The 25510-nt window shown below is 40.4% G+C and carries 19 protein-coding genes; 12 read left to right on the forward strand and 7 right to left on the reverse strand.

Annotation, left to right across the window (positions count from 1 at the left end; genetic code table 11):
• Window position 1 precedes the first annotated feature (1 nt).
• From RI196_RS06665 to ltrA, 6 genes are all read left to right on the forward strand, one after another.
• Window positions 2-436 carry a bifunctional adenosylcobinamide kinase/adenosylcobinamide-phosphate guanylyltransferase gene (locus RI196_RS06665; RefSeq protein ID WP_311067123.1) on the forward strand — a complete coding sequence of 145 codons (435 nt, stop codon included), beginning with the start codon at window positions 2-4 and terminating at the stop codon, window positions 434-436.
• Window positions 437-509: 73 nt separating this feature from the next.
• Window positions 510-1019, forward strand: a complete 510-nt coding sequence (locus RI196_RS06670; RefSeq protein ID WP_311067124.1) for an ECF transporter S component — start codon at window positions 510-512, stop codon at window positions 1017-1019.
• Complete coding sequence (locus tag RI196_RS06675) at window positions 985-1704, forward strand: AIR synthase related protein (RefSeq protein WP_311067125.1); 720 nt, start codon at window positions 985-987, stop codon at window positions 1702-1704. The genes RI196_RS06670 and RI196_RS06675 overlap by 35 nt, the downstream gene beginning before the upstream one ends.
• 329 nt (window positions 1705-2033) lie before the next feature.
• Window positions 2034-2393: a MerR family transcriptional regulator gene (locus tag RI196_RS06680; protein WP_311067331.1), complete on the forward strand. Its 360-nt coding sequence runs from the start codon at window positions 2034-2036 to the stop codon at window positions 2391-2393.
• An 86-nt stretch (window positions 2394-2479) separates the two neighbouring features.
• Window positions 2480-3775, forward strand: coding sequence for a hemolysin family protein (locus RI196_RS06685; protein WP_311067126.1), 1296 nt, complete (start codon window positions 2480-2482; stop codon window positions 3773-3775).
• A gap of 940 nt (window positions 3776-4715) precedes the next feature.
• Window positions 4716-5975, forward strand: coding sequence for a group II intron reverse transcriptase/maturase (gene ltrA, locus RI196_RS06690; RefSeq protein ID WP_311067332.1), 1260 nt, complete (start codon window positions 4716-4718; stop codon window positions 5973-5975).
• Between the two features lie 93 nt (window positions 5976-6068).
• Here the strand turns inward: ltrA and RI196_RS06695 are convergent, their stop codons facing one another.
• Together RI196_RS06695 and RI196_RS06700 are read right to left on the reverse strand one after the other, a co-directional pair.
• A complete protein-coding gene (locus RI196_RS06695) occupies window positions 6069-6920 on the reverse strand; it encodes a methyl-accepting chemotaxis protein (RefSeq protein ID WP_311067127.1) in 852 nt (283 codons plus the stop codon).
• Window positions 6921-7015: 95 nt separating this feature from the next.
• A complete protein-coding gene (locus RI196_RS06700) occupies window positions 7016-8377 on the reverse strand; it encodes an IS4 family transposase (protein WP_311067128.1) in 1362 nt (453 codons plus the stop codon).
• A 249-nt stretch (window positions 8378-8626) separates the two neighbouring features.
• On the opposite strand from RI196_RS06700, the gene RI196_RS06705 reads away from it, so the two are divergent.
• Both RI196_RS06705 and RI196_RS06710 read left to right on the forward strand, forming a co-directional pair.
• Window positions 8627-9385: an SDR family NAD(P)-dependent oxidoreductase gene (locus RI196_RS06705; protein ID WP_311067129.1), complete on the forward strand. Its 759-nt coding sequence runs from the start codon at window positions 8627-8629 to the stop codon at window positions 9383-9385.
• Between the two features lie 175 nt (window positions 9386-9560).
• On the forward strand, window positions 9561-11438 hold the full coding sequence (locus RI196_RS06710) for an IS1182 family transposase (RefSeq protein ID WP_311067130.1): 1878 nt from the start codon (window positions 9561-9563) through the stop codon (window positions 11436-11438).
• A gap of 219 nt (window positions 11439-11657) precedes the next feature.
• On the opposite strand, the gene RI196_RS06715 is transcribed toward RI196_RS06710, so the two are convergent.
• From RI196_RS06715 to RI196_RS06725, 3 genes are all read right to left on the reverse strand, one after another.
• Window positions 11658-14303: a DUF2309 domain-containing protein gene (locus RI196_RS06715; protein ID WP_311067131.1), complete on the reverse strand. Its 2646-nt coding sequence runs from the start codon at window positions 14301-14303 to the stop codon at window positions 11658-11660.
• The gene (locus tag RI196_RS06720) at window positions 14296-15795 is read right to left on the reverse strand and encodes an NADH dehydrogenase subunit 5 (protein WP_311067333.1); all 1500 of its coding nucleotides are present in this window, start codon (window positions 15793-15795) and stop codon (window positions 14296-14298) included. The genes RI196_RS06715 and RI196_RS06720 overlap by 8 nt, the downstream gene beginning before the upstream one ends.
• Before the next feature lie 349 nt (window positions 15796-16144).
• A complete protein-coding gene (locus RI196_RS06725; RefSeq protein ID WP_311067132.1) occupies window positions 16145-16513 on the reverse strand; it encodes a Na-translocating system protein MpsC family protein in 369 nt (122 codons plus the stop codon).
• A gap of 772 nt (window positions 16514-17285) precedes the next feature.
• Here RI196_RS06725 and RI196_RS06730 point away from each other — a divergent pair.
• From RI196_RS06730 to RI196_RS06745, 4 genes are all read left to right on the forward strand, one after another.
• Window positions 17286-18641: an aspartate kinase gene (locus tag RI196_RS06730; RefSeq protein ID WP_311067133.1), complete on the forward strand. Its 1356-nt coding sequence runs from the start codon at window positions 17286-17288 to the stop codon at window positions 18639-18641.
• Between the two features lie 606 nt (window positions 18642-19247).
• The gene (locus RI196_RS06735) at window positions 19248-20975 is read left to right on the forward strand and encodes a methyl-accepting chemotaxis protein (RefSeq protein WP_311067134.1); all 1728 of its coding nucleotides are present in this window, start codon (window positions 19248-19250) and stop codon (window positions 20973-20975) included.
• Window positions 20976-21185: 210 nt separating this feature from the next.
• Window positions 21186-21647, forward strand: coding sequence for a MarR family winged helix-turn-helix transcriptional regulator (locus RI196_RS06740; RefSeq protein ID WP_063389390.1), 462 nt, complete (start codon window positions 21186-21188; stop codon window positions 21645-21647).
• Between the two features lie 94 nt (window positions 21648-21741).
• Window positions 21742-23394, forward strand: coding sequence for a bifunctional diguanylate cyclase/phosphodiesterase (locus RI196_RS06745; RefSeq protein WP_063389389.1), 1653 nt, complete (start codon window positions 21742-21744; stop codon window positions 23392-23394).
• Between the two features lie 133 nt (window positions 23395-23527).
• On the opposite strand, the gene RI196_RS06750 is transcribed toward RI196_RS06745, so the two are convergent.
• Together RI196_RS06750 and RI196_RS06755 are read right to left on the reverse strand one after the other, a co-directional pair.
• Window positions 23528-23626, reverse strand: a complete 99-nt coding sequence (locus RI196_RS06750) for a YjcZ family sporulation protein (RefSeq protein ID WP_063389388.1) — start codon at window positions 23624-23626, stop codon at window positions 23528-23530.
• Between the two features lie 75 nt (window positions 23627-23701).
• The gene (locus tag RI196_RS06755; protein WP_311067135.1) at window positions 23702-25501 is read right to left on the reverse strand and encodes a DNA ligase D; all 1800 of its coding nucleotides are present in this window, start codon (window positions 25499-25501) and stop codon (window positions 23702-23704) included.
• Window positions 25502-25510 lie beyond the last annotated feature (9 nt).

The following is a 25510-nucleotide window of genomic DNA, read 5'->3' on the forward strand; positions in this document are numbered from 1 at the left end:
GGTGCATGTTGTTGTCGGCGGAGCGTTCAACGGAAAAAGAAAATGGGTGAAAGAGCATTACCGGCTGCAATCCGGCGCTTGCAAATGGTTTTGCGGCTACGTAAAGAAAACCAAAGTGTCTGAAATTTATGAGACGGAGCATTTTCAAAAAATAACGGTCATTGAAGGAATTGAACAATATATTTTTCATCTGATCGATCAATCGTCGGACTGGCAAAAAAAGTGGGAAAAGATGATTTTCAACTGGCATGAGTGGGAAGTAAAAAAGAGAGGAACAGTCATTATTATTGCCAATGATATTACAAAAGGCGTTGTTCCAATTGACCCATTGGAACGCAAGTGGCGGGATGCATGCGGGAGCTGCCTCCAACAATTGATTGCGAAAGCAGGACGCGTTGATATCATTTGGTATGGAATCAGTGAAAGATTAAAATAAAAGTACGGTTAAACTTCTTTCATTCGTTATATTAATGGGAAGATTGCGCAATTAAAAAGAAAGAGGGAACAGAATGAAACAATATGCGTATTTGATAATGTTTATTGCACTTTCCGTTGTCGGAGCATTTATTAAAATCCCCGCGTATATTTCGAGTGTTGCCCTTGATTCATTTCCAGCCCTTGTGGCCGCTGTCGTATTAGGGCCGGTTGCGGGAGCAGTTGCGGCTTTCTTTGGTCATATCATGTCAAGCTATCTCGCTGGTTCTCCGTTAGGAGCGTTTCATGCAATGATTGCAGTCGAAATGTTTTTGCTCGTTTGGGCATTTGGGGTGATTTACAGAAAAAACAAATACGCAGCAGCCGTTTTCTTTTTTATCGCCAATGGTTTTTTAGCTGCCGTTCCTTTTTCCTTTCTGATCGGGAAAGGCTTTTATTTCGGGTTGCTGCCGGGATTGGTCATCGGTACAGCCATCAATTTAATGATTGGTCATATCGTAACCATAAAACTTGTTCCTATTTTAGAAAAACAAAAAGGGGTTCACCGCCATGAGAGACGTTATCATGATTCCGATATCAAATGATGAAGATCTTGTGATTACCGCTGACAATTCCGGCGGTGTGGGACAAAAATTGTTCGATTACGTCAAAGTTGATTATGAAACGGTCGCTTATTATGGTTTAAGAGTAGCTTTATCCGAATGTTTAACAGTGGGGGCAAAGCCGCTTGCTATCGTCATGCAAAACCTCATCGGTGAAGAAGAATGGTCTCATTTGCAAAAAGGCTGTCAAACCCTTTTCTCGGAACTTAAGTGCGAACCGATTCCCATAACCGGAAGCACAGAAAGCAATTTCAAGATGGTTCAGTCCGCTTTTGCGATCATGGTCATCGGGAAGGTGAGAAGAGCAGACATCAAGGTTCGGAAAACGCCAAGCCATGCGAAATTTGCCTGCATCGGAAAACCGCTGTGCGGAGGCGAAGTAATCGAAAAAAAACATGAAATCGGGCCTCTGCCAATCATAAAAAAACTATTGGAATTGCCGTATGTATTTGAAATCGTTCCGATCGGCTCAAAAGGAGTTCAATATGAATGGAAAAAGCTTTGTGAAGAAAACAAGTTAGATTATTGCCAAATCACTTCAACAGAAATTGATATAACAAAATCGGCCGGACCTGCCACATGTTTTTTAATCTCGTTTCATCCAGACCGAACCGAAGACATTGCCAAAGCGGCAGGCGGGCATTTTTTCCAACTTAATACAAAATGAGGGTTCGAAAATCATGAGCCCAAACTATTAACTTGTTTCCTGTATTTTGCCAAAAGGAGAAAGTGACTTTCATTTTGCTAACCAATTTTTTTACAAAATGAAATTTATTTTTGAAACAGTTCCTAAATAGGCCTTGAACTAAAAATCAAACTGTGAAAGTAAGTTAGACATAAATGAAAAGTTTTTTGCTTGTTTTCCAAAACTAAAACGTTGACTGTACGGTTAATTTTTTGTAAATTAAAAATAATTCTATAAGCAGGGGTGAATGTATTGGGAAGTATTATAGAATTGGAGAGTTAGCCGAGAGAACGAACGTTTCAAAACGAACGATCGATTATTATACGAAGATCGGCTTATTGCACCCAAGGCGCTCTGATTCCAATTATCGCCTGTATGATGAAGAAGCGGTTGAAGCGATTGAATTGGTGAAGCGGTATAAAAAAATGAACTGTCCGCTTTATGAAATTAAAGATATCATTGATATGTTGCAATCAAAAACACTATCAAATCAAAGCTTGGAAATGCATGTCGACCATATTGCCCAACTTATGCAAAATCTTGAAAAAGAAATAAAAGACATGCAGCAATTGATGGATCATATGAACAGGGAACAGCGCACCATCATAATGGAAAAATTGTCTAAGCAAAGTGCCAATTTGGTGAAGGCGTTGCTGGCAACTTATTATTAATCATATTCCCTTTTAAGAAAATACTAAATAAAAGTAAGATTACAGGAGGTGTATTCCTTACTGTTTAGAAGCGGTAAGGGAGATATTTGGAAATTTTCAATTTGCTTATAGTGGCTTTTTTAATCGCCCTCTCAGGTTTTTTTGTGGCATCGGAATTCGCTATTGTCAAAGTCCGAACTTCAAGAATCGATCAGCTTATTTCGGAAGGAAATAAACAAGCGATTGCAGCCAAGAAGGTTATATCCAATTTAGATGAATATTTGTCAGCTTGTCAGCTTGGAATTACCATCACCTCTTTAGGATTGGGCTGGATTGGTGAATCTACGATTGAGCATTTATTGCACCCTGTGTTTGTTTATTTTCAGCTTCCAGCCTCGGTTACAACCATTTTATCTTTTGTAATCGCCTTTTCCGTTGTGACGTTTTTGCATGTTGTTGTCGGCGAATTGGCGCCGAAAACATTCGCCATACAAAAAGCGGAACATATCACGCTACTTTTTGCCCGTCCGCTCATTTTGTTCGACAAAGTCATGAAACCGTTTATTAAGATTTTAAACGGCGCTGCGAGGCTTTTGACGGGTTTGTTTGGCCTCAAGCCGGCACAAGAGCATGAAATTGCCCATTCGGAAGAAGAATTGCGCATTATTTTGTCTGAAAGCTATAAAAGCGGGGAAATCAACCAGTCGGAATATAAATATGTCAACAACATTTTTGAGTTTGACAACCGTATTGCAAAAGAAATCATGGTTCCAAGAACAGAAATTGTTGCTTTTGATAAAGACATGAAATTAAAAGACTGCATTGAGATTGTCATGGAGGAGCATTATACGCGCTATCCCGTATTTAACGGCGATAAAGATAATATGATCGGAATCGTAAACATGAAGGAGGTGCTCACCGACTATGTCAAAGGAATCCAAGGAGAAAAAACGGTGGGCGAATATGTGCGGCCAGTCATTCATGTCATTGAAACGATTCCGATCCATGACCTGTTGGTTAAGATGCAAATGGAACGCATTCATATGGCCATTTTAATTGACGAATACGGCGGGACGGCAGGTCTAGTGACAGTCGAAGATATTTTGGAAGAAATTGTCGGGGAAATTCGCGATGAATTCGATGCGGATGAAACTCCGCAAATTAAGAAAATTACTGATTCGAAAACGGTTGTCGATGGAAAAGTTTTGATAGAAGAAGTCAATGATATTTTTGGCCTCCAGATTAAAGAGTCCGATGTTGATACTATCGGCGGATGGATTTTAACCCAAAAGATGGATGCGAAAGTCGGAGATGAAATTGATTTTGACCAATATTCGTTTAAAATTTTAGACATGGACGGGTTTCATGTCAAAACGGTTGAAATTGCTGAAAGAGAATCATGAAATTAACGAAGATGTTACTAAAGATTTTCTTTTTTGAAGGACAATAAAAAAACAATAAGATCAATTTAAGATCCACCGCTATCATTGCGGCAGAGATTCTTTACTTTTCTTTTATATATAAAAGAAAATCTTGTTTTTGCAGAAGAGATTTTCAGAAACAAGCTCTTCCATACAAGCCATTTGTTCTTTATTCGTCATTAACATGGTTATCAACTTCAACTTAAGCGGCGAATGAATAAAGATTCCAAACAACAGTAAGGGGCTGTCCGATAAGTCCCTAAAATGAAGCAAGTGGAGAAAAACAATTCGTTTCTCTCCACTTGCTTTTATATTTTTTCGATTTTTATCTGAAAGTAGCTGGCGGATGCCGGCTACTTTCAGTATGTGTGCGCCCGGCATGGGTGTAATCTATAGGGTGAAAGTCCCGAGCTGCGAAGGCAGAAGTAGCAGTTAGCTTAACGCAAGGGTGTCCGTGGCGACGCGGAATCTGAAGGAAGCGAGCGGCAAACTTTAAGGTCTCTCGGAACACGAACTTCATATGAGGCTAGGTATCACTGGGTGAGTTTGCACAACAAAACAAAGCCCTTTCTGCCGAAGGTGATACAAAGTAAATGAAGCAGATGGATGGAAGGAAAGATTACACTCTTACCCGGGGAGGTCTGGCTGGCACGCCAAGTAACCTTGGTAACCTATCTAGTGATAGATAGCTGAACAGTCAGAAGTCAGCAGAAGTCATAGTACTCTTTCAAGCTCGAGATGGAAGAGGAAGGACTGAACAATTAAGGAGAACGAATCGCTAGGCGTTCATCTTCTGTGTGGAAGCAGACAATCCGATAGGACTTACTTGAAGGAGGAAGTGGTGAATCCCACGGGGGACTTCAAGAGGGTGGAGCAGAAGATGGCACAAATAGAAGAATTCGTTCACGTGGAGAGGATATCAATGTTGATGGAAATGATTTTGTCACGGGAAAATCTCCTGGCGGCACTGAAACGAGTCGAACAGAATAAAGGAGGTCACGGAGTAGATGGCATGTCCGTAAAAGACCTACGAAGACACCTCTACGAAAATTGGGACTCCATTCGACAGTCGTTGAGAGAAGGAACCTACAAGCCCTTACCCGTCCGTCGAGTCGAAATCCCGAAACCGAACGGTGGAGTAAGGCTTCTAGGGATCCCTACCGTGACGGATCGTTTCATCCAACAAGCGATTGCCCAAGTGTTGACGAAAATCTTTGATCCGACCTTCTCGAACCATAGCTATGGTTTCCGCCCAGGTAGAAGGGGACATGATGCGGTTAGGGAAGCAAAGGGTTATATCAAAGAAGGATATCGTTGGGTAGTCGATATAGACCTAGAGAAATTCTTTGACAAGGTGAATCACGACAAACTGATGGGGATCTTGGCGAAAACGATCAAAGATCGAATTCTACTGAAGGTAATCCGCCGGTATCTTCAATCAGGCGTGATGATCAATGGAGTGGTAATGGAAACGGACATGGGAACGCCTCAAGGCGGCCCGCTTAGTCCACTTTTATCAAACATCATGCTTCATGAATTGGATAAGGAGCTTGAGAAACGTGGACATAAGTTTGTTCGGTATGCGGATGACTGTAACATCTATGTGAAAACAAAGAAAGCAGGAATTCGTGTCATGAACTCCATTACGAACTTTATAGAGAAGGAGTTAAAGCTCAAGGTAAATAAAGAGAAATCGGCGGTAGACCGTCCTTGGAAACGGAAGTTTCTCGGTTTCAGCTTCACACTCAATAAGACTCCAAAGGTACGGATTGCGAACGAAAGTGTGAAACGTTTGAAGAACAAGATCCGTGAAATTACATCAAGGTCGAAACCGTATCCAATGGAGAAAAGGATTGAGAAACTGAACAAGTATTTAATGGGATGGTGCGGATATTTTGCCTTGGCAGAAACACCAAGTAAGTTCAAAGAATTTGATGAATGGATTAGACGAAGGCTTCGGATGTGTTTGTGGAAAGAATGGAAAACCCCGAAAACAAGAATTCGGAAACTCAGAGGATTAGGGGTTCCAAGCCATAAAGCATTCGAATGGGGCAATACACGCAAGAAATATTGGCGGATTGCCTGCAGTCCCATTCTACACAAAACCCTCGACAACTCCTATTGGAAGCGTCGAGGGTTAAGAAGTCTATTCGAAAGATATCAAGCACTACGTCATACTTAATTGAACCGCCGTATACCGAACGGTACGTACGGTGGTGTGAGAGGTCGGGGGTTAGTCACCCCCTCCTACTCGATTGAGAAAACGAACCACTCATTATTGTTTGATTTCTATATCTTCTTTATCGTATCCCAAAATGGTTTTCATGAAGTCTTTTAATTTATGGGAAACTCGATTTAAATTTTCTAAATCTGCCATTAGTTCCGTGATTAGTTGTGCTTCTTCTTGTGAAGATTGGGATATTTCGTTAAAATCATTTTCCATTCGCTTCATGTATTCTTGAATGCTGTCTAATGTTTGTTCAATATTTACTGTTTCTTCCTTCGTATTTGTAGACAATTTGCGTATTTCATTTGCCACTACGCCAAATCCAGCACCGGCAGCGCCAACGCGAGCAGCTTCTATCGCTGCGTTTAAGCCTAAAAGATTTGTTTGATCACTAATCTCTTTTATGATTTTCGTTATGTTGCCGACTTTGTCGGAATGTTCAGTTGCTTTTTTCACAATTTGCGTTATTTCATCAGCAGTTGCTGACAGTTCTTCAGAATGAGCCACAATTTGCTGTATTTTATCTAATAATGAGTGGGAAAAGCTTTCTATTTCATCAATAATGGTTTTTAAATAATGCTGCTTTTTAGTGCTGATGGCCGCATTTATTGCAGCAATAACATTGCCGTTTTCATCTTTTATAGGCACGGATATGCTATCAAACGGTATGCCAAATTCTTCTTCGGGGACTTTGACGACAACCGGCTTTTCCCTGTCAACCATCTGAAAGTTCAAATACTTCGGCGGCAATGGATCACCGGGTTGATGACCAAAGTCTAAATCTTTGCTGGGAGAATAAAATAAATATTTTTCATGATCAAAGACTGTGATCATAATATCCTCTCGCAAAACTTGTTTAAAAATTGGAATGGATTGAATAATTGCTTGGACGATATCCAAATCGTGTACCTCCTTGTATGCTTGAACATGGTCTTTTTTATTCACATTTTTATTATCGGCTGATATATTTTTATTTTAATTTTTAAATAAGTAACTCAACTTTCGCACACAGAAATATTTAAGCATTGCTTGATATAATTAGGTATAGTGGCCAACCATTTATTCATTTGATTTTTAAAGATGTCCATGTTCAAAGAAACCTCGGCTTCCGCCAAAGTTTGGAAAAGGTCAATAAGTGATTGAAGGGCAGTAATAAAATCTATGTCTTTTACATCTTCGCAAAGGATGTAAAAAAGGTTGCCAATCGTCTTAGGATCCTCCTCTTTTCGCATTTGCCAAGCAATGAGAATATATCGTGTAAAAACAATGGTTGTATGGCTAATTAACATGTCGTAGGAACGTCCCTGGAATTCTTTCTCTAAATTTAAAAGGGATTTATTGCATTTGAAGAAGACTTCAATGTCCCAACGCATGCCGTAAATACGAATGATCTCTTCATTTTCTAATGTTGTATCTGTGCTGAGAATGGCAAGCCATTCGCTCCGTTTATTACGGTTTCGTACAAATAGAATTTTTACTGGAATTCCATTGTCTAAAGTAGCATAAACGGATCCGCGAATGTCTTTTTTACCCATGTGAGGTTTTGCCAATTTGTAAAGTTGATTCAGTGTGAAACGTTCACCATTGTAAACGTATCGCTGCTTTAATTGCTTCACCATGCCAATGACAAATAACCCTTTGTTCGTAATCTTCTCAATTAAAGGCGCTTGTGTAAACCAGGAATCCATGAGAACATAGTCAGCTATAATCCCTTTTTCAAGCGCATGATCAAGTAAAGCTGAAGCCACGTCCGGTTTTGATTTCAGAGCTTCCTGGCGACGCTTATAGCCAGATGTTCGTTTATCAATATTGGTATTGATTTCTTGCAGGCGATTTTCCTTTTTCGGTGAACTTAGAAGAGCAAAATCAACGGGAATAAAAGTAAAACTATCGGTCCAGCCAAGGGTAAGCATTTGAAACCCTTTCAAGTACTGATGGGTAGAGTGATCAAAACCCTTAGCCAACAGTTCAACCGACTTACTACGGTTTCTTGAAAAGACAGAATCATCAATCACAAAAGCTGTGACACGATCTTTTGAAGTTAATGGTTGAAGCAGACGGATCATTTCACTGCTTAATGAAAGTAGAAACTTTCTCCAATGATAGGTTGGTGTATTTAAAAAGCGATAGACTGTATCCTTTCCGGGCAGATCCTGAGATCGTTTACTCATAAAAGCACGAAACCAGTTCTTATATTGGAAGACTAAAAGAAAAATCAGTTTGAAAACAGTAAGACAAGAATACCCGGAAAGTTTCGTAATATTCGCTCTTCTTAAATGATATCCAATATTTAATTCGGAAAATCCTTGTTTAATTTCTTTTGGTAATTGCGCAAAGTAGTCTTTATTCGTTATCATAGTGGTGACACCTTTCTTTTGGATTTGGTTTCGTCACCAATATTTTACCAAAAGAATAGGTGTCTTTCTTTATGTTTTAAAAAATGTCACATGATAATTTTGTACTTCCCAAAACCATTTACATCAAGCATTTAAACAAGATTTTGGACTGCGAAAGCTGAGTAAGTAATCTTTTGATGACGTCAAATATGGTGTATACTTTATGCATGTAAACAATTTTTTGAAATTTGATAAAGGAGGTATATAAAAATGGCAAAATTTGAAGGCAAATCTGCGATTGTCACTGGCGGCGGCAGCGGAATTGGGCGTGAAGTTTGTTTATTGTTGGCCAGCAAGGGGGCTTTTGTATCTGTAGTCGATTTGTCAGAAGAAGGGGGCATGGAAACGGTTCGCCAGATTGAAGAAAAAGGTGGAAAAGCTATCTTTGTTCAAGCGGATGTCAGCAAAGTTGAGGATGTGAAACGATACATAGAGGAAACAAAAAAAGCATTCGGAAAAATCGATATGTTCTTTAACAACGCCGGCGTTGAGGGAGCAGTTGCGCCTATAGCTGAGTATCCGGATGATGCTTTTGAGAAAGTAATCAATATCAATTTAAAAGGAGCTTTTTATGGCTTGAAATATGTTATTCAAGCTATGCTTGAAAATGGTGGAGGTTCCATCGTTAATACAGCGTCCAACGCAGGACTTGTAGGAAGTCCAGGGGTCGGCCCTTATGCTGCTACAAAACACGGAGTGATTGGGCTGACAAAAACGGCGACCGGCGAATATGCGGATAAAAATATTCGGATTAATGCTATTGCGCCTGGACCGACCGCTACGAATATGATGGAACGGTTTACAAAAGGATCAAAAGAAGCAGAAGCTGCCATTAAAGAGGGGATTCCTGCCAAGCGCTACGGCACACCAAAAGAAGTCGCAAATCTTGTCGTTTTCCTGCTTGGAGATGATGCGGAGATTATTAATGGAGCTGTGTATCCGATTGACGGCGGCTTGACAGCATTATAATTTAAAACTGAAATTTTATTTTATAATTGTGTGCAAAGGGGGGCTGTCCAAAAAGTCAGGGTAACTGACTTTTTGGAGCCCCTCATTTTTCACTTTTTAAAAAAAATGCACAAAAAAATCGTCCTTTCTAGTAAAATGAAGTTACCACACAACATTACAGAAAGGACGATTTTTTATGAGCAGTCATATGATTACTCGTGAAAATTATAACACACAAATGACACTTCCTCTAGATGGAAAAGAAAAAAAAACTCCTGCCAAAAGAAATTTAGCCCCTACTTTCAAACCATATAACAACCGTCAAGTTCAAATGATTTATGATATTGAATCTCTCATACCCGAACATCACGTGGCACGTGTCGTGGACGAAATGGTGGAGGCGATACCAGATAAACAATTGTTTTCTCATTATAAAGGCGGCGGCAGAAGTTCCTATCATCCCAAAATGATGCTGAAAATCATTCTGTATGCTTATTCTCAAAAGGTTTATTCCTGCCGAGGAATCGAAAAACTCGTTAAAGAAAATATTCCTGCCATGTGGCTTTCAGCGATGCAACAACCAGATTTTCGCACCATTAATGAGTTCCGAGGGGAACGGATGAAAGCTTTCATGGATGAGCTCTTTGAAGTCATGATTCTCAAATTGATAAAAGAACATTACATCACGATGGAAAACTACTTTTTGGATGGCACTAAGATCGAAGCCAATGCCAATAAGTATTCTTTTGTGTGGAAAAAATCCACTTTGAAATTCGAAGAGAAATTAAAAGAAAAAATCCAAGAAACACTAAAGCACATTCATGAATTAACCCAATTAGAAGCCGGAACAGGGCAAAAGGAAAGCGATCAACATACAGAGATCACCGAACAAAACCTGGAGGAAATCGCAAAAGAAATAGAAGAAAAAGTTGAAACGCTAACGGAAGAAATCGAAAAGGAGACCGATACATCCATTCGGAAAGAGAAGCGAAAAAAACGCAGTCAATTAAAGAAATCGGTGAAACAAATTCGGGAAGATTTCCTGCCCCGAATGGCAAGATACAAGGAACAAAAGGAAATGTTCGGTGACCGTAACAGCTACTCGAAAACAGACAAAGACGCAACCTTCATGCGCATGAAAGAAGACCATATGAAAAACGGTCAGCTCAAGCCCGGATACAACGTGCAAATGGGGACAGAGAATCAGTTTATCTTGTTTTATACCATTCATCAACGACCGACCGATACACGTTGCTTTATCCCACATATGGAGAAGCTAGCCTCCACTTCATTACCGATGCCCCAAACAGTTATTGCGGATGCAGGCTATGGTAGTGAAGAAAACTATGTATATGCAGTTGGTGATGAGAAAGAGCCCCGGTTTGAGTTTCTAATTCCTTATGGGAGCTATGTAAAAGAACAAACACGTACATACAAAAAAGACATTAAAAATGCCAAAAACTGGACCTATTGTGAAGAGGATGATTGTTTTATTTGCCCGAATGGAAGGAGAGTAACGTTTAAAAAATACCAAAACAAAAAGAATCCATCTGGCTATGAACAAAGCTTCAAAATATACGAATGTGAAGATTGTACCGATTGCCCATTGAAAGCGAAATGCACAAAAGCGAAGGGAAATCGTCAAGTTCACTGGAATCCCATCTTCGAAGAAATGAAAGCAAAGGCCAAAACAGCCCTTGAATGTGAAGAGAAAGCCGCCATCTACGCTCGACGCAAAGTCGAGGCAGAAAGTGTGTTCGGTCACATCAAGGGCAATCGGTCGTTCCGCAGATTTTCTTTGCGGGGCCTCGACAAGGTACATGTTGAGTTTGGGATTGTGGCATTAGCCCACAACATACTGAAAGTAGCCGGCATCCGCCAGCTACTTTCAGATAAAAATCGAAAAAATATAAAAGCAAGTGGAGAGAAACGAATTGTTTTTCTCCACTTGCTTCATTTTAGGGACTTATCGGACAGCCCCCTGATTTTCACTTCACAACTTTTTGAAAACGTCATGTTTTGCATTGACATTTACAAAAAAGAATGGAGAAGTAGACGGCTTCCTCTTACATAGTGATCACGGGTTCATCAAGTCAATATAACTGCAAAATGAACCTAAAATTTATTTAGAAAAATATGGAAAACTTCTCCGGAGAATTTAAGGAAGAGTGTTCCAATCTGTACTTTTTTCGATCAGGGTTCCTGTACGACAAATATGTCCACTTGATAACCATCTACGGTTTAAAACTGCTTCAGTAGCTTTTAATTCTTGCTACTCCACAAGGGTCACTTTTTAAATTGGCTCGGTATAAAACTCGCCATGAATCCTATCAAACTTCCATTTTAACCAAGCCCCTGTTTCAGGTTCAATGGAAGAAAGACGGAGCCATCCGTTTTTCACTTTTTGACGGAAAAGGGGATTGTCCCGGAGCAGCCGCTCGATATAAAAACGCGGTGCTTCAATGATCATGAGCAAACGAAGGGGGGAATGAAACAGCTCCCTGTCGGAAGAAGCGACCGACTGCCACGGAAGACCGGAAAGCAAGTCGCTCCCATTCCCTTGCATCACCCCGAATCCACCTGTAACCGTCTGCGTCGTTTTGCTGCCGCTTCCGTAATAATGCGGTGCAACGGTTGATGCGTAATATTGCAAATTGATCCATTGCCCGACCGTAGCAGGACCGGAGATGATATTTTCAAGTGCTTCGCCGGATTGGTCTTTTCGCCAGTCATAGCTGTGTAAAAACACTTTCCCGTCTAAATGGCAATGTTTTGTAAGCGTCCTGCGGCCGATAATAAAGGCTGCGTTTCCAGCCAATCCCCATTCAGGACGGATTTCGCTCCAATCGACGGAACGGCGGCTCGCCTCAGTCACCGGATTTTTCGACTTGCCGGTGCAAGGGAGATTCGCCAGCCGTTCGGCGTTTGCTTTCCGTTTCACTTCTTCTAGCTTTCCTTTTAGTAAACGGAGTGACTGCTCTGCCTTTTTCGATAAGGTTGGCAAATCGAGTAAGTAGAGTTCGTCGACCGTTGTGATATGTTCCGCTGCCACAAATACGGTTTCATCTGGAATGAAGATCCCTTCCTTCACCAGTCCTTCTCTTACTTCCTGCAAGTTACATAGGCTTGCAAACACGCGGGCATTAAAAGCTCCGGCTGTTCCGCCGCACGCCCCGCAATCAAGGGAGGAGGCATACGGGTTATTCGTTGTCATACTTTCGTGACCGCAGACAACGACAAGGGGGGCAAAAGACGATGTTAACCCGATATTTGTTAACAATTGTTTTACGTACTGAACTTGTTCTTCTGTTGTAAACCCGATGGGCAAACCGGATGATGAACAAGACACTTCATGATGCAATGACAAGTTTGTCGGCGGCTTCCGTTCAGCTGTTTTTTCAGCTTGCTGGAGAAAATGGCCCGCCCATCTAGGGGCAATGCTTCTGGCGATTGTATGCAAACCAAGCCATGGGCCGCTCATTTCTGGAAGCAATAAACTCGCTAATGCATCTTTTTTCATTTTTTTAAAGGTGCCCCCGATGAACTGAAATACATTGAGCCGGCGACGGTATTTTGCAGCATCATCTTGTGCAGATTCGTAAATTTCATGCTTCGGCTCAATGATCGCAGGACAAGAAGGATGGGTATGGTCGCTGTCAAGTTCACGCGTTCGGATCGGCAAACCGAAAAATCCTGCGCAACCGTACGTTTCAAATGGACCGGATTCCTCTAAATGACGGCGAAAAGGCTCGGAACGGACATCAATGCAGAAAAGAAACTGGACGGCGGCCTGCTCTTTTTGTCCAATGTATGGACGGGATGCAATTTTTTCTTGCAGCCGGGATTCGTACGTCTCTTCCCACGCCTCGAGCCAAAGGTGATAACGATTGATCCGCCAAAACCGGTCGGCAAACAATAAACAGGATGTCATTTCATCCTTCGACAATTGCCTCCACTCATCCACAGATATTCCTCCCCAATGGATCCATGCGGCCAAAAGGGGAAGTAAACTTGAAACGTCAGCCTTTTTCTCCTGTTCCAGCGGCAAGTAAGGGGAGACAAATGCCCATTCTAACGAAAGACGAATGGCCAAATAATCAACTAACAGTTGGAGGCCTTCTCCACTTTGCTGAGAACGCCACTTTAACATGCCGGCCCATCCCGGCAATGCAAGAAGATGCGATTCTAAATAGTCTTTCGCCTTTTCATCGTCTATATCAAGCAGCGACAGCGAAAACAACAGTGCTGTTTCCGCATCTTCCGGCCAGTCAGCTAGGCGTTTTCTCTCATTTTTTGAAAGAGCCGGATCGTTTTGGATAAGTTTTTGCCAAGCAGGATAAAATCCCTGTTCCCGGAAGGGCATTGCCCATGCAGCTTGATTATCATCCAAATATAGTTTGCACCATTTGATCATTTGTTGATCAAGCCGTTCGTCTAGCTTGTAAATGCGGGTACAAATCGGCTTCACCACCGCTGCGTTTGTGGAACCGATCCACTCGGCTATTTCCTCCGCCAGCTCGTTCAGTTCTGATGAATCTAACCATTCATGTGGTACGGTTTCGTTCCACAAAAGTGCATGGCACAACTGTTCCGCTTTGTGGCGATGAACGGGTAGAGACTGCTCGGAAAGCCAGTTCTCCAGCTGTTTTTCAACGAAGGAGGGATTGATCTCGCCTCTAGCGAGAGCTTTGCGTACAACCGCCATTGTCGGATACAGGTGAACATGCTGGGTTTGTTGCAAATGCTCAGCTACTTCGGTAAACGGCATATGTTCAAGTTCCATCCACGGATGCCGTGCAATGAACGTTGAAATCGGCCAAAGGGGAGCAATTGCATCGCATGCCTGTTCCACGAGCTGAAGAATAGAGCGGGACACATCTTTCTTATTTCGTTTACTTTGCTCTTCAGGACGTTCAAGTGAAATCACTGTTTTACTCATGGGTCATCTCCTCCTTCATATATGCATGCAAATAAAGGGGATGCCGTTCAACCGCAGACAGACTGGGCTCGCCAAAATGAACAAGCCGCATATAAAATCGGGCAGCAATACCGGAAGAACGTTGTTTAAAGAGCTGTGCCAACGCCAATGCGGAAACAATAAACAAAATGAAAGTAAGCCATTCAAGGACAAGCGGAGGTGCAAAGTGAGAAGCCTCTGCTTTATGCAGCATGGCCATTAGTCCGCTGCGCACTTCTTCTGAAATAAATGCCAGTATCGCTGCTAGTGCCAACCCAAGCCATCGACCTTCTCGGAAAAGCGCAAATCTGCTCCATGCAATCGTCATGGACGAACCAAGGAGCAAAGCGCTCAATAGGCGCGCCGGCTCTTCCGGCGAAACGGCCCAGAAGCCGAATCCAAGTGCCAAGCCAAGCATCGTGCCGACAAACCTATGTCCTTTTTTGTGCACCAATGTTCGTGCCGAATGTCCCGGACGGGGAACAGCCGATCCGGACTGTAAAAATAAAGTCGCTTTAAATAAGCCGTGCAAAATAAGATGAATGACTGCCGCCTCGTAAGCGCCTAATGCACATTGAATAAGCATCATACCCATTTGTGCCATCGTTGAGGCGACTAGTTGCCGTTTATAATCTACTTGAACGAAACTGACGCCGGTACCGATCATGACGGAAATAAACGCGATTAGAAGAAGGAGAGCGTGTGTGACTGCATCCGTAAACAACGGTGAGAAATGCCAAAGCAAAAGTCCTCCGGCATTGACAAGACCGGCGTGCATCACAGCCGAAACCGGCGTCGGCGTTACCGCAGATTCAAGCAGCCAACGGTGGAAAGGCCATTGCCCGGCAGGAATGATGGCCGCCAAAATAAGCAGCAAGCTTATTCCGGCTGTCTCCCACCATTTAAGATGAGACAACTTATCCGTTGATAAAGCGCCCGATAACTTCCACTCCCCAGTCGCATGAAACAGCCAGACAGACACTGCACATACCGCAAGGGAAGAAACAAAAAACATTGTTCCCATTTGCACCGCTTCAGCTTTTGCCGGCCGCCATTCTTTTTTTAAAGCCGTCAAAAAGACAAGACCGAAAAGAGGCATCGCCCAGCAAATGCTAAACAGGCGTAGATCATCAGTCATCCAAGTGCTGGCGGAAGAGCCGGTTGTCCATGTCAAGAATAGAAAATATAGCCGGTAGACTCGATCCCCATGCAAATATCGAATGGAAAACCGCTGGATGATAAAGCCGAGTGTTGAAATATAGACCGCCATCATCCAGCTAATCGTGTCGAGCCGCCATGGTCCGGCTTTTATTTCCGCGCCAGAATAAATCCACCCGAAGAATGCCGAAGCAATCGGCAAAAGAAGCAGGCCGACGTGAACATGTACATACCAGTCGGGCACACGAGGATGCAGATAAATCAATGCGCTTATGAGCACGATCATCAATGCTGCCAGCCATCCGAAAACCAACATTTCTTGCAAATTTCGTTCCTCCTCTGGTGTGACCTTTTTGAAAGAAAAAAACCGGCTATGTCATTCTAAGCAAAACAGCCTTTTTTAAGAAAATGACTGTCTTTTGCCTAAAAATGACGATAGCCGGTTTACCTTAAACCAATTTCGATTGGCTTAGATCTCCCGTTTCAGTTTTCCCATTGTCGGTTTACCTTCAACGAACCTACTAATAGATTCCGTAGGTTTTTTGAAGGTCTGCCGACTTTGGCAATTCTCTCGTATTTTTTCAAAAAAAGTTGTTTTCATTATACATCATCGTTTTCAAGATTGCACGTATTTTTTTAGAGATTTATAGAAAAAGCGTTTACGTTTATTTAAGGAGTTTCTTTTCCAAATTTTGAAACAATTTAAACACCATAATTCGCTCCCCGGTTTGAGTACTAAGGTCCGTATGGAAACTTTTTACTTGCTCTTCTGTAATTTGAAAAATCATCTCTTTCAGCTCATCAACCCCGGATTCGACTAAACTGGAGCGGATTTGTTTCACAGACAACATCCCTTCTTTAGACTCACAGAGGGCATATTCAGCAGGGGTTAGAATACCTTGCAGCGATACAATAATCATATCCCGCAAAATATCCGTTTTGACGGACACAGATCCGCGTCCAAGAAAATCTTTTTCCCATTTTGTTAATGCTTTGCTGATTTCAGCCTCGATACTGCCTTTCGATTGATTCATGATGTTTCACCTCTCTAACAGGTACATGACAAGGAATTAAAGTTCGAAAATGATAAAACGACTGATACATTCGTATTCCCTTTTTTGATCAATAATCATTATTATAATCATTATCGGCTTTGGCTGCTAGAAAAAAATCATTCTTTGTTTGAATCAATCATTTTGAAATGGCAATTCCATCATCAATTTAGGAATCCAAAAGAGATTGTAAAGCATGGATAAGAACACCGTTTACCCGAGGCCCAGTCGTCACTCATCTTTTAAGGTTTCTAGAGCGTAAAAGGGAGCACGTCCCCAGTTGTCGAAAAAAGCAGTAGCCATTAACCATCGAACGATAACAATTTTCAACATCCGAGATGTAACCTGTTCAGCGTTTTATCATTGACAAAGATTCAGGTTTTCGCTGCTAAAAAATATCGGAAAATGTTCCAACCAAACAAAGCTGTACGGCGAGATGTATTCTTTGAGCGCTAAAACAGCGTATTTCAACCATAAAGGATCTGGTGAAACGATTGAAACATGATCTAATTTTTCTTCTTGGGTGATATACTAGAAGATATGAAAGACTTGATTCTTCTTCAAGTCATAGAAGAAGGTTGTTGATGAGGAAAACGCACCGTGAACGCAACTAATTAAAAACCGAGAGTTTAGCTGTAATGATCATTTAGGCACTGAAAAAACTATTGCAACAATCAGCATGAAAAGAGATAATAAGATTTATATGGAATTTTATAAAATATTGCTAAAATTATTGGTAGGGGATGTAGTAAATATGAAAGTTGTAAAGTTTGGTGGAACGTCCGTTGCATCTGGGCAACAAATTCAAAAAGTGTTCGATATCGTCACATCTGATCCAAAAAGAAAAATTGTCGTTGTTTCGGCTCCTGGCAAAAGATTTAAAGAAGATGTGAAAGTGACCGACTTATTAATAAAGTGCGGGGAAGAATATTTGAACAATGGCAGCGCAAAGGAAACATATGAAGCTGTTGTGAACAGATATGCTGAAATTGCTAAAGAATTAGGATTATCTAATGATATTATTGATCGAATTTCAGCTGATTTGCAAGAAATTTTACATGGGGACAAATCAAATCCTGCCCGTTTTATGGATGCGGTGAAGGCCAGCGGTGAAGATAATAATGCAAAACTGATCACTGCGTATTTTCAATCGCGCGGTGTTGAAGCCCATTATGTGAATCCTAAAGAAGCAGGGCTTATTGTGAGCGATGAACCCGGCAATGCACAAGTACTGCCGGAAGCCTATGAAAATTTAAAAAAGCTGCGTGATCGCTCAGGAATTCTAATTTTCCCTGGATTTTTCGGTTATTCAAAAGACGGTAAGCTCGTTACCTTTTCTCGTGGCGGTTCTGATATAACAGGTTCGATTTTGGCAAACGGAGTCGGAGCGGAAATATATGAAAACTTTACGGATGTAGATGCGGTCTATTCCGTAAATCCTAATTTTGTTGAAAATCCGAAAGAAATTCGGGAGCTTACATATAAAGAAATGCGTGAGTTATCTTACGCAGGCTTTGCAGTATTCCATGACGAAGCACTTATTCCGGCATTCCGTGCAGGAATCCCGGTAAATATTAAAAACACCAATAATCCATCTGCACTTGGTACAAAAATTGTGCATGAACGAACGAATTCTAACGGTCCTGTCGTAGGTATCGCTAGTGATACCGGTTTTTGCAGCATTTATGTCAATAAATATTTAATGAACAGAGAAATCGGTTTTGGCCGAAGATTGTTGCAAATTTTAGAAGATTTTGGGCTGTCATATGAACATACACCTTCTGGAATTGATGACATTTCTGTCATTTTGCGCCAGGATCAGTTTGATTCGGAAACAGAACGGAAAGTTGTAGAGCGGATCAAAAAGGAACTGGAAGTCGATAATATAGAAGTTGCTTATGATTTAGCGGTAATCATGATTGTTGGCGAAGGAATGCGGAAAAATGTCGGGACGATGGCCCGAGCTGCAACAGCACTTGCTAAAAGCGGAGTGAACCTCGAAATGATTAATCAAGGTTCATCAGAAGTGAGCATGATGTTTGGCGTAAAAGGAACGGATGAAAAGAAAGCCGTACAAGCGTTATATGAGGAGTTTTTTGGGACAACATAACTTAATCAAAATTGTCCACTCGCCTGCAGACAAATTGGATTTTTTGTCTGCAGGCTGTTTTTATGTTGGAAAAGATGCGAAATGCTCAATATTTAAGGTGATCTGGGACTGTTTTCCTAATGAAGGAGCGTTTTTTCTTTGATAATAGCAAGTTCATGCCTCCGTTCCAATTGCATAAATCATGACCTTAAAATGGGCGGTTCATTTTTTGAAAACATATGGCGATTTTATGTCTGCGATTTCACACTGATTAAAAAAGGGATTGTGTGAACGGTGAGTGAGGCGGTCAAGCAACACTGCTGTCATCCTCTCGTCCCCAATAATGCTTGCAAAATTCAAAATTAGTCGTAAGATAATACTGGTTTGTTGTAAAAAGGGAAATAGAAAAGAGCCGCGTTGTTTCTTCTTTGGTAGGATAAACAATAGACAAACAAATTTTGGCAGAAAAAGTTATTGATGTCACCTTAAACGGATCCTATACCTCCTAAAAGCTAGTTGTTAGAAGCATTGTATATGAAACTGGGTCTATTTTACTATTCTATAAAAATGATGAATTTTGCACCGATATAAATAAAAAAGGGGTTTGGGAAGGGGATCGTAGATCATATGAAAAAGAATAAAACAGTGACAAGGATCACTACTTCCAAAAAGCAAGGCGGATTGAGAAGAAGGCTGCTCAGAAGCTTTGGAATATTAATGCTGCTAACATGTTTAATGGCCGTTATTAATTTTGGGGTAATAAAAAATTTAACAAATCATACGGAAAGCATCATGAAGGAAGATGTAGAAGGACTGATCCAAAACGAGAAAATGCGATACAATATTGCAGAACGCATTTCATTGATAAACCAGTTTCTTCTATATGGGGACCGAGACATTCGTCAAAAATACGAAGAATTGGCAAAACAGAGCAGCGAGATTCAAAAGCAGTTATTGAAATTGAATTCTTCACAGCAAATGAAGGATTTAGTTGCGAAATGCCACCAATGGGAATTGCTTGTCCGACACGAGGTTTTATTCGACTATGATATGGGGAAAAAGAATGATGCTTTAAAGCAAATGAAAGAAAGTGTACAACCGCTTGGGGAAACGATTATTCAAGAATTTGAAAAAGTGACGTCAGATCGACAAAACGATGTAATCAAAAGCGGAAATAATATGATTCAACTTAGCAATCTATCTATCATCATCATATTAGCTGTTTTGGCCTCCATACTTTTAATCGGTTTCATCATGTCCTTTAAAATGGCTCGTTCCATTACAAATCCTTTGATCAAAATCGCCGGCCAAATGGAGCAAATATCTAAGGGAAATCTAATATTGGAACCGTTATCAATAAAGTCGAAGGATGAAATCGGCGAATTGATGGAAGCTGTCAACGAAATGGGGAATCAGCTTCGAAAGATCGTGCAAGACATTCATCATGCTTCAGATACTATGTCAAAACAAAGCAGCGATTTGCTTTCTTCCTCTAAAGAGCTAAAAGAAGGAAGCAACCAAATCGCTGCGACGATGCAAGAGCTGTCGGCTGGAGCAGAATCGCAAGCTAATTCTGCCTCAGAGCTTTCTGAAGCAATGGGTATGTACATGGATAAGATTTATCAAATACATAGGAATGGAAAAGAAATGTTTGATAAATCGAGAGAAGTGCTGGAGTTGACGGACAATGGCAGCAAGCTGATGAATCAATCGAAAAAACTTTTTGATTATATGTTTACAGGCATGCAAAGCAATATGAAAAAAATTAAAAAACTTGATGAACGCTCAAAACAAATTTCCAAACTCGTTGAAGTTATTCAATCTATAGCTGATCAAACAAATTTGCTCGCGCTAAATGCAGCGATTGAAGCGGCTCGAGCGGGGGAACATGGAAAAGGATTTGCAGTAGTTGCAGACGAGGTCAGAAAATTGGCTGAACAAGTTTCCAGTTCCGTTGTGGATATTCAAAAAATCGTGGAAGAAGTCCATAGCGAGACGAATAAAGTGACGAAAAGCTTTGAATTAGGATTTCAACAAGTAGAATCGGGAATGGATTCAATGAACGAAACGAGTGCCGCATTTCAACAAATTAAAGAAACGATTAAAGAAATTTCCGAAAGAATCAACAATGCTCAAAATGATTTAACTGACATGTTATCAACGAGCGAATCGATTAATGATTCGATTTCCAACATCGCATCGATTTCGGAAGAGGCGGCTGCAGGTATTGAACAAACATCAGCTTCAGCAGCAACGGCAAATGGATCAGCGGCAACCATTGCTTCACATGCCGAATCCATGTCAAATCTGGCTGGAGATTTGCAATCTTTAGTGAAAAGGTTTCAAGTTCAATAATCAATTTTTACGAACCGTATGACAAAATAAAAGGATGAATGGACTGTAAAGCGTGCAAGCATCTTGCTGCACGCTTTTATTTTTTTCGATAAGAAAAGATTTTGACTGACTGTTTGGTAGAGCACACTTTTAAAATGACAGCGTTTACATAAACTGTTTTTTCCATTAAAATGAGCATTATAAAATAAAAAAAGGAAAAGGGGATTGGAAATGTTTTTTTCCTATACTCAAGAAGAAATGGAGAGGGCTTTAAACTTGTTTCATACGCTTGCAAAAGCGTATAAAAACGTTTCGGATCACGCCAATCGAGACAGCAAGGAGCATGGTTTGAATCCAACCGAATATGCTGTATTGGAGCTTCTGTACATAAAGGGTCCGCAAAAACTTCAGCAAATCGGGTCAAAACTATTGCTTGTCAGCGGTAATGTAACTTATGTTATTGACAAGCTTGAAAAAAACGGATGGATTTATCGGGAAAAAAATCCGAAAGATAAACGGTCAGTTTATGCAAATTTATCGGAGAAGGGGCGCCAATATTTTGATGAAATATATCCGATCCGCGCCTTAAGGATGGCGAGAGTTTTTTCCGGCCTATCCGAAGAAGAACAAGTGCAATTGATCGAACTGTTAAAAAAAGCTGCAGACTCCAGCAATAGTGTGCTGTTTCGATAATTTTTATGAATGAAATTCTATGTAATTATTGAATAAAGCTATGTTTATACCGATATAAAAAATGAGAACCCATAGTTGAGGAAGTGTTAAAATAATGGATCGCCTTTTTCAACAATTTTATGACCTCATTTTTCAATTTCACCCTGATATGATCGTTTTTTGTGATCCAAGCGGATTGGTCAAGGAAGGCAACCGAATGGCTGCGCATTTTTTGCAAAAGAAAGGTTCGATTTATCATTTTTTTCATACTTCATCCAGAAAAGAGATTCAGCATCTTTTTGAACAGGTGAGGATAACCGGCGAACCTGCAACTTTTGAGGCAGTTGTTGAGGAAACGCCTTCGTCCATCTTATGCCTTCCTTTATATAGCAATAATTTTTTTTATGGTTATGCGCTGATTATAAGAGATATTTCAAAAGTAAAGGAAGCGGATGAGAAGATTCAATATTTAACGCAATTTGACGATTTGACAAAGCTGCCAAATGAACAAGCTACTTTCAACCGTTTAGAGTATTTATGCCAAACAGAAAAAAATCCTGCTGCAGTTGTGAAGTTTCAAATTAATCGCTATAAATACATAAACGAAATTTTTGGGAAAGATATTAGTAATGAAGTGATTAAGTCATTTGCAAGGCAGTTAAGAAATATTTTTCCCGATACATACTTTATAGGTCGTCTGTCAAATGACGAGTTTTTAGTTATTGTTTACAATGTTGTAAATAAAGATGAGATGATTCGTGATATTGTGCATCGTATCAATAAGCTGGAAGATATACTTGTCATCAACGATTTGGAAATTTATTACGATTATAGCATTGGCATCGTGTTTTACCCGGTTCATGGAAGAACGCCGAAAACTTTAATTAAAAATAGTGAAATTGCTATCAAAATGGGGAAAGAAAAAAACGAGCGCATTGCCCAATTTAATAATCATAACAGCAAATCGATCGAACGAAGAATTTTTATAGAAAATGAGCTTTACAAAGCTGTGAAAAAAAGAGATTTATGTTTATATTATCAACCGATCGTCGATACAAAAGAAAAAAAAATTACCGGCTTTGAAGTGCTGCTCAGATGGAAACATAAAGAGCTTGGGATGATTCCCCCTTCAGAATTTATACCGATTGCGGAAGATACAGGGCTTATCGTAGAAATCGGCAAATGGAGCATGGAAAAAGCTTGCCAGCAATTAAAGGAATGGAGAGATAAGGGCTTCCGTGACTTGAAAATCAGTGTCAATTTATCTATTAAACAATTTTACCAGCATGATGTTGTGAAAATGATTACGGATTACTTGACGATGTATGAAATTCCGCCTGAATGCTTTGAGCTTGAATTTACCGAAACCGTCCCAATGTACAATTTTGAATGGTTTTTGGAAATCATCCGCAAGTTAAAGAAACTAAATATAGGTTTGAGCATCGATGATTTCGGAACAGGCTATAGTTCGCTCAGCTATTTAACGAAGCTGAAGCTGGATAAAATTAAAATTGACCGTTCTTTTATTCAAAACATTTATTTAGAGCACGACCACAATGTCGTTGTAAAAACGATCATTGCTCTAGCGCAAAATTTGAAGCTTTCCATCGTAGCGGAAGGCGTCGAAAAAAAAGAACAAGTATTTTTTCTGAATCGCCACCATTGTTTTCAAATGCAAGGTTTTTATTTCAGCAAGCCTGTTTCATCTGATGAAGCATTCCAACTTTTGCAAAATTGGCCTGAAAAGAAAAAGCAATTGTTCATTTGAAAATCTTGATCGTCGGATTTCGATTGATTGCTCTTAAAAAAACATTCTGCTTTTAACAGGTGAAACCGGCAATTTTGCCGGTTTCAACGAACGAATTAGCTCTGGCTTTTTTGAAAAAGCCGAAATGTAATATTTACCATCCCCACCAAGATGCTCCGACAATAATGAGAAGAATGAACAGAACGACGATTAACGCAAAGCCTCCGCCGTATCCTCCAGATACTCCAGACATATGAAAACCTCCTTGTGAAATGTTTTATTTCAGTTATAAACTATGCTGAAGAAGCTCAAGTTGTATAGGCGGTTTTCATAATAAATGCTCGACGATGGCTTTAATTTTTTCATGCTGATCGATGGAAAAATAATGTTTCATTGGACAAATACCTGATTTTACCCTGTTGATGCAGTAGTCCATTGTAAAAGATTCGGCATCAAGCTGTTCATTGACTTCATTCCAATGAAGCGGAGCGGCAACCGTTCCATTTTCGACTCCTCTGACGGAATAAGGTGAAATGATCGTTTTTCCCTCTGCATGCTGTAAAAAGTCAATATAAAGGCGGCTGCCCCGTTTTTTCTTCAAGCGTTCAATCGTAAATTCGTTCGGATGCTGTTCGGCTAAATAATTAGCGAAAAAAGACGTAAACCGCCTCGTTTCCTCATATGAGAAAATATTGGTGCCGATCGGAATATGAACTTGAATTCCTTTGTTTCCGGAAAGCTTTGGAAAGGAGGCAATCTCAAACCGATCTAAACATTCCTTCAGCTTGTTTGCAGCATAGATAGCCAAATGAAATTCGTTTTTTGACGGCGGATCTAAATCAAATACAATTTCCGCCGGCTGTTTTTCCTTCCACGTATTAAAGGGGATATGAAATTCAATTGCGAGCTGGTTGCCAAGCCACATAAGCGTTTTTTTATCATTGCAAATGATATAATGAATCCCGTCGATTGTTTTTGTCTGAATAAATTCCGGGGCATAATCAGGACAATTTTTTTGAAAAAATGCTTCTCCCAACAAACCGTGCGGATAGCGGATCACCGTTAAGGGGCGGTCTTTTAAAAATGGAAGCATATAATCGGATATTTCCAATAAATAAAGCAAAAAATCTTGTTTTTGTATATCATATTTCGGCCAAAGAGGTTTTTCAATATGTGTGACAGCCACATCTTTGACATTGGCTTCAGCCATTTTCAGCTGCAAAAAAGTGCAGTCTGTCCAATCATGTTCCAATGCAAAGGAATGGAAAGAAGGTTCTCTTAAACTGCCGCTGTCAATGGAAAGAAACCGTACTTTCATGCAAATGGCCGGCTCTATAGTATATAGGTGGTTTTCCTTTTTTCCTTTCTTTTTTATAATCTCCAACAACGCTTGTTTTTGGTTGTCAGGCATACCGTGAGAAAAAACGCCGGCTTGCACAATTGCTCCTTTATGATGAACAGAAATATGTATGTAGCCGTTGTTTGAATCAAATCCAGTGACAAAAAAGAGCGCTTCTTTAAAGTTTTTGATTTTCAGCCATTGTGATGTTCTTTTCTTGTTCTCATATGTGCTTAACATATGTTTGCAAACAACGCCTTCTCCTTCATGCTGGACAATTTTTTCCCATAATTGGGAAAACTGATGATATGCTTGAATCATTTGGATCGGGATCGGATTCTCTGGACTAACATGCAGCGGTAAACCGAGTTGTTGAAATACGGAGGATAGTAGTTCTTTTCGGTTGGAAAGGGGTTTTTTTGTTATAACCTCTCCTTGCAGCAAAAGTATATCGAAAACGAGAAGCTGATATGTTTCGGTCGTTTCATCGCTTTTTCTTTTCCATTTTCTTTTTAAAGAGGCAACATCAGCGGAAAAAGCTGTTTTGAGCATAACAAGCTCTCCGTCCAAAACAAGCGGAAAAAAAGGACGCCATTTTTCTATTTGTTTTTCGATAAAATGTTTAATTTCCGGGAACGATGGGGATAAATCGTTTCCATTTCGGCTCATGAGAGAAATACGGTCTTCGTCAGCTTGCAATATCGCGCGAAAACCATCATATTTTGGCTCATATAGCCATTGCTCCCCTTCCGGAATATGGAAAGATAATGTCGGCATCATCGGTTGCATAGTGTTCAC

The organism is Aeribacillus composti (genome assembly GCF_031760945.1).
GTDB classification, from domain to species: Bacteria; Bacillota; Bacilli; order Bacillales; family Aeribacillaceae; genus Aeribacillus; species Aeribacillus composti.

What these genes read in the sequence shown, in the direction of transcription:
- RI196_RS06670 (WP_311067124.1), top strand. Translation starts at nt 510, where the DNA reads ATGAAACAATATGCGTATTTGATAATGTTTATTGCACTTTCCGTTGTC.
- RI196_RS06675 (WP_311067125.1), top strand. Translation starts at nt 985, where the DNA reads ATGAGAGACGTTATCATGATTCCGATATCAAATGATGAAGATCTTGTG.
- ltrA (WP_311067332.1), top strand. Translation starts at nt 4,716, where the DNA reads ATGTTGATGGAAATGATTTTGTCACGGGAAAATCTCCTGGCGGCACTG.
- RI196_RS06700 (WP_311067128.1), bottom strand. Translation starts at nt 8,377, where the DNA reads ATGATAACGAATAAAGACTACTTTGCGCAATTACCAAAAGAAATTAAA.
- RI196_RS06705 (WP_311067129.1), top strand. Translation starts at nt 8,627, where the DNA reads ATGGCAAAATTTGAAGGCAAATCTGCGATTGTCACTGGCGGCGGCAGC.
- RI196_RS06710 (WP_311067130.1), top strand. Translation starts at nt 9,561, where the DNA reads ATGAGCAGTCATATGATTACTCGTGAAAATTATAACACACAAATGACA.
- RI196_RS06715 (WP_311067131.1), bottom strand. Translation starts at nt 14,303, where the DNA reads ATGAGTAAAACAGTGATTTCACTTGAACGTCCTGAAGAGCAAAGTAAA.
- RI196_RS06720 (WP_311067333.1), bottom strand. Translation starts at nt 15,795, where the DNA reads ATGTTGGTTTTCGGATGGCTGGCAGCATTGATGATCGTGCTCATAAGC.
- RI196_RS06725 (WP_311067132.1), bottom strand. Translation starts at nt 16,513, where the DNA reads ATGAATCAATCGAAAGGCAGTATCGAGGCTGAAATCAGCAAAGCATTA.
- RI196_RS06730 (WP_311067133.1), top strand. Translation starts at nt 17,286, where the DNA reads ATGAAAGTTGTAAAGTTTGGTGGAACGTCCGTTGCATCTGGGCAACAA.
- RI196_RS06735 (WP_311067134.1), top strand. Translation starts at nt 19,248, where the DNA reads ATGAAAAAGAATAAAACAGTGACAAGGATCACTACTTCCAAAAAGCAA.
- RI196_RS06740 (WP_063389390.1), top strand. Translation starts at nt 21,186, where the DNA reads ATGTTTTTTTCCTATACTCAAGAAGAAATGGAGAGGGCTTTAAACTTG.
- RI196_RS06745 (WP_063389389.1), top strand. Translation starts at nt 21,742, where the DNA reads ATGGATCGCCTTTTTCAACAATTTTATGACCTCATTTTTCAATTTCAC.
- RI196_RS06750 (WP_063389388.1), bottom strand. Translation starts at nt 23,626, where the DNA reads ATGTCTGGAGTATCTGGAGGATACGGCGGAGGCTTTGCGTTAATCGTC.
- RI196_RS06755 (WP_311067135.1), bottom strand. Translation starts at nt 25,501, where the DNA reads ATGCAACCGATGATGCCGACATTATCTTTCCATATTCCGGAAGGGGAG.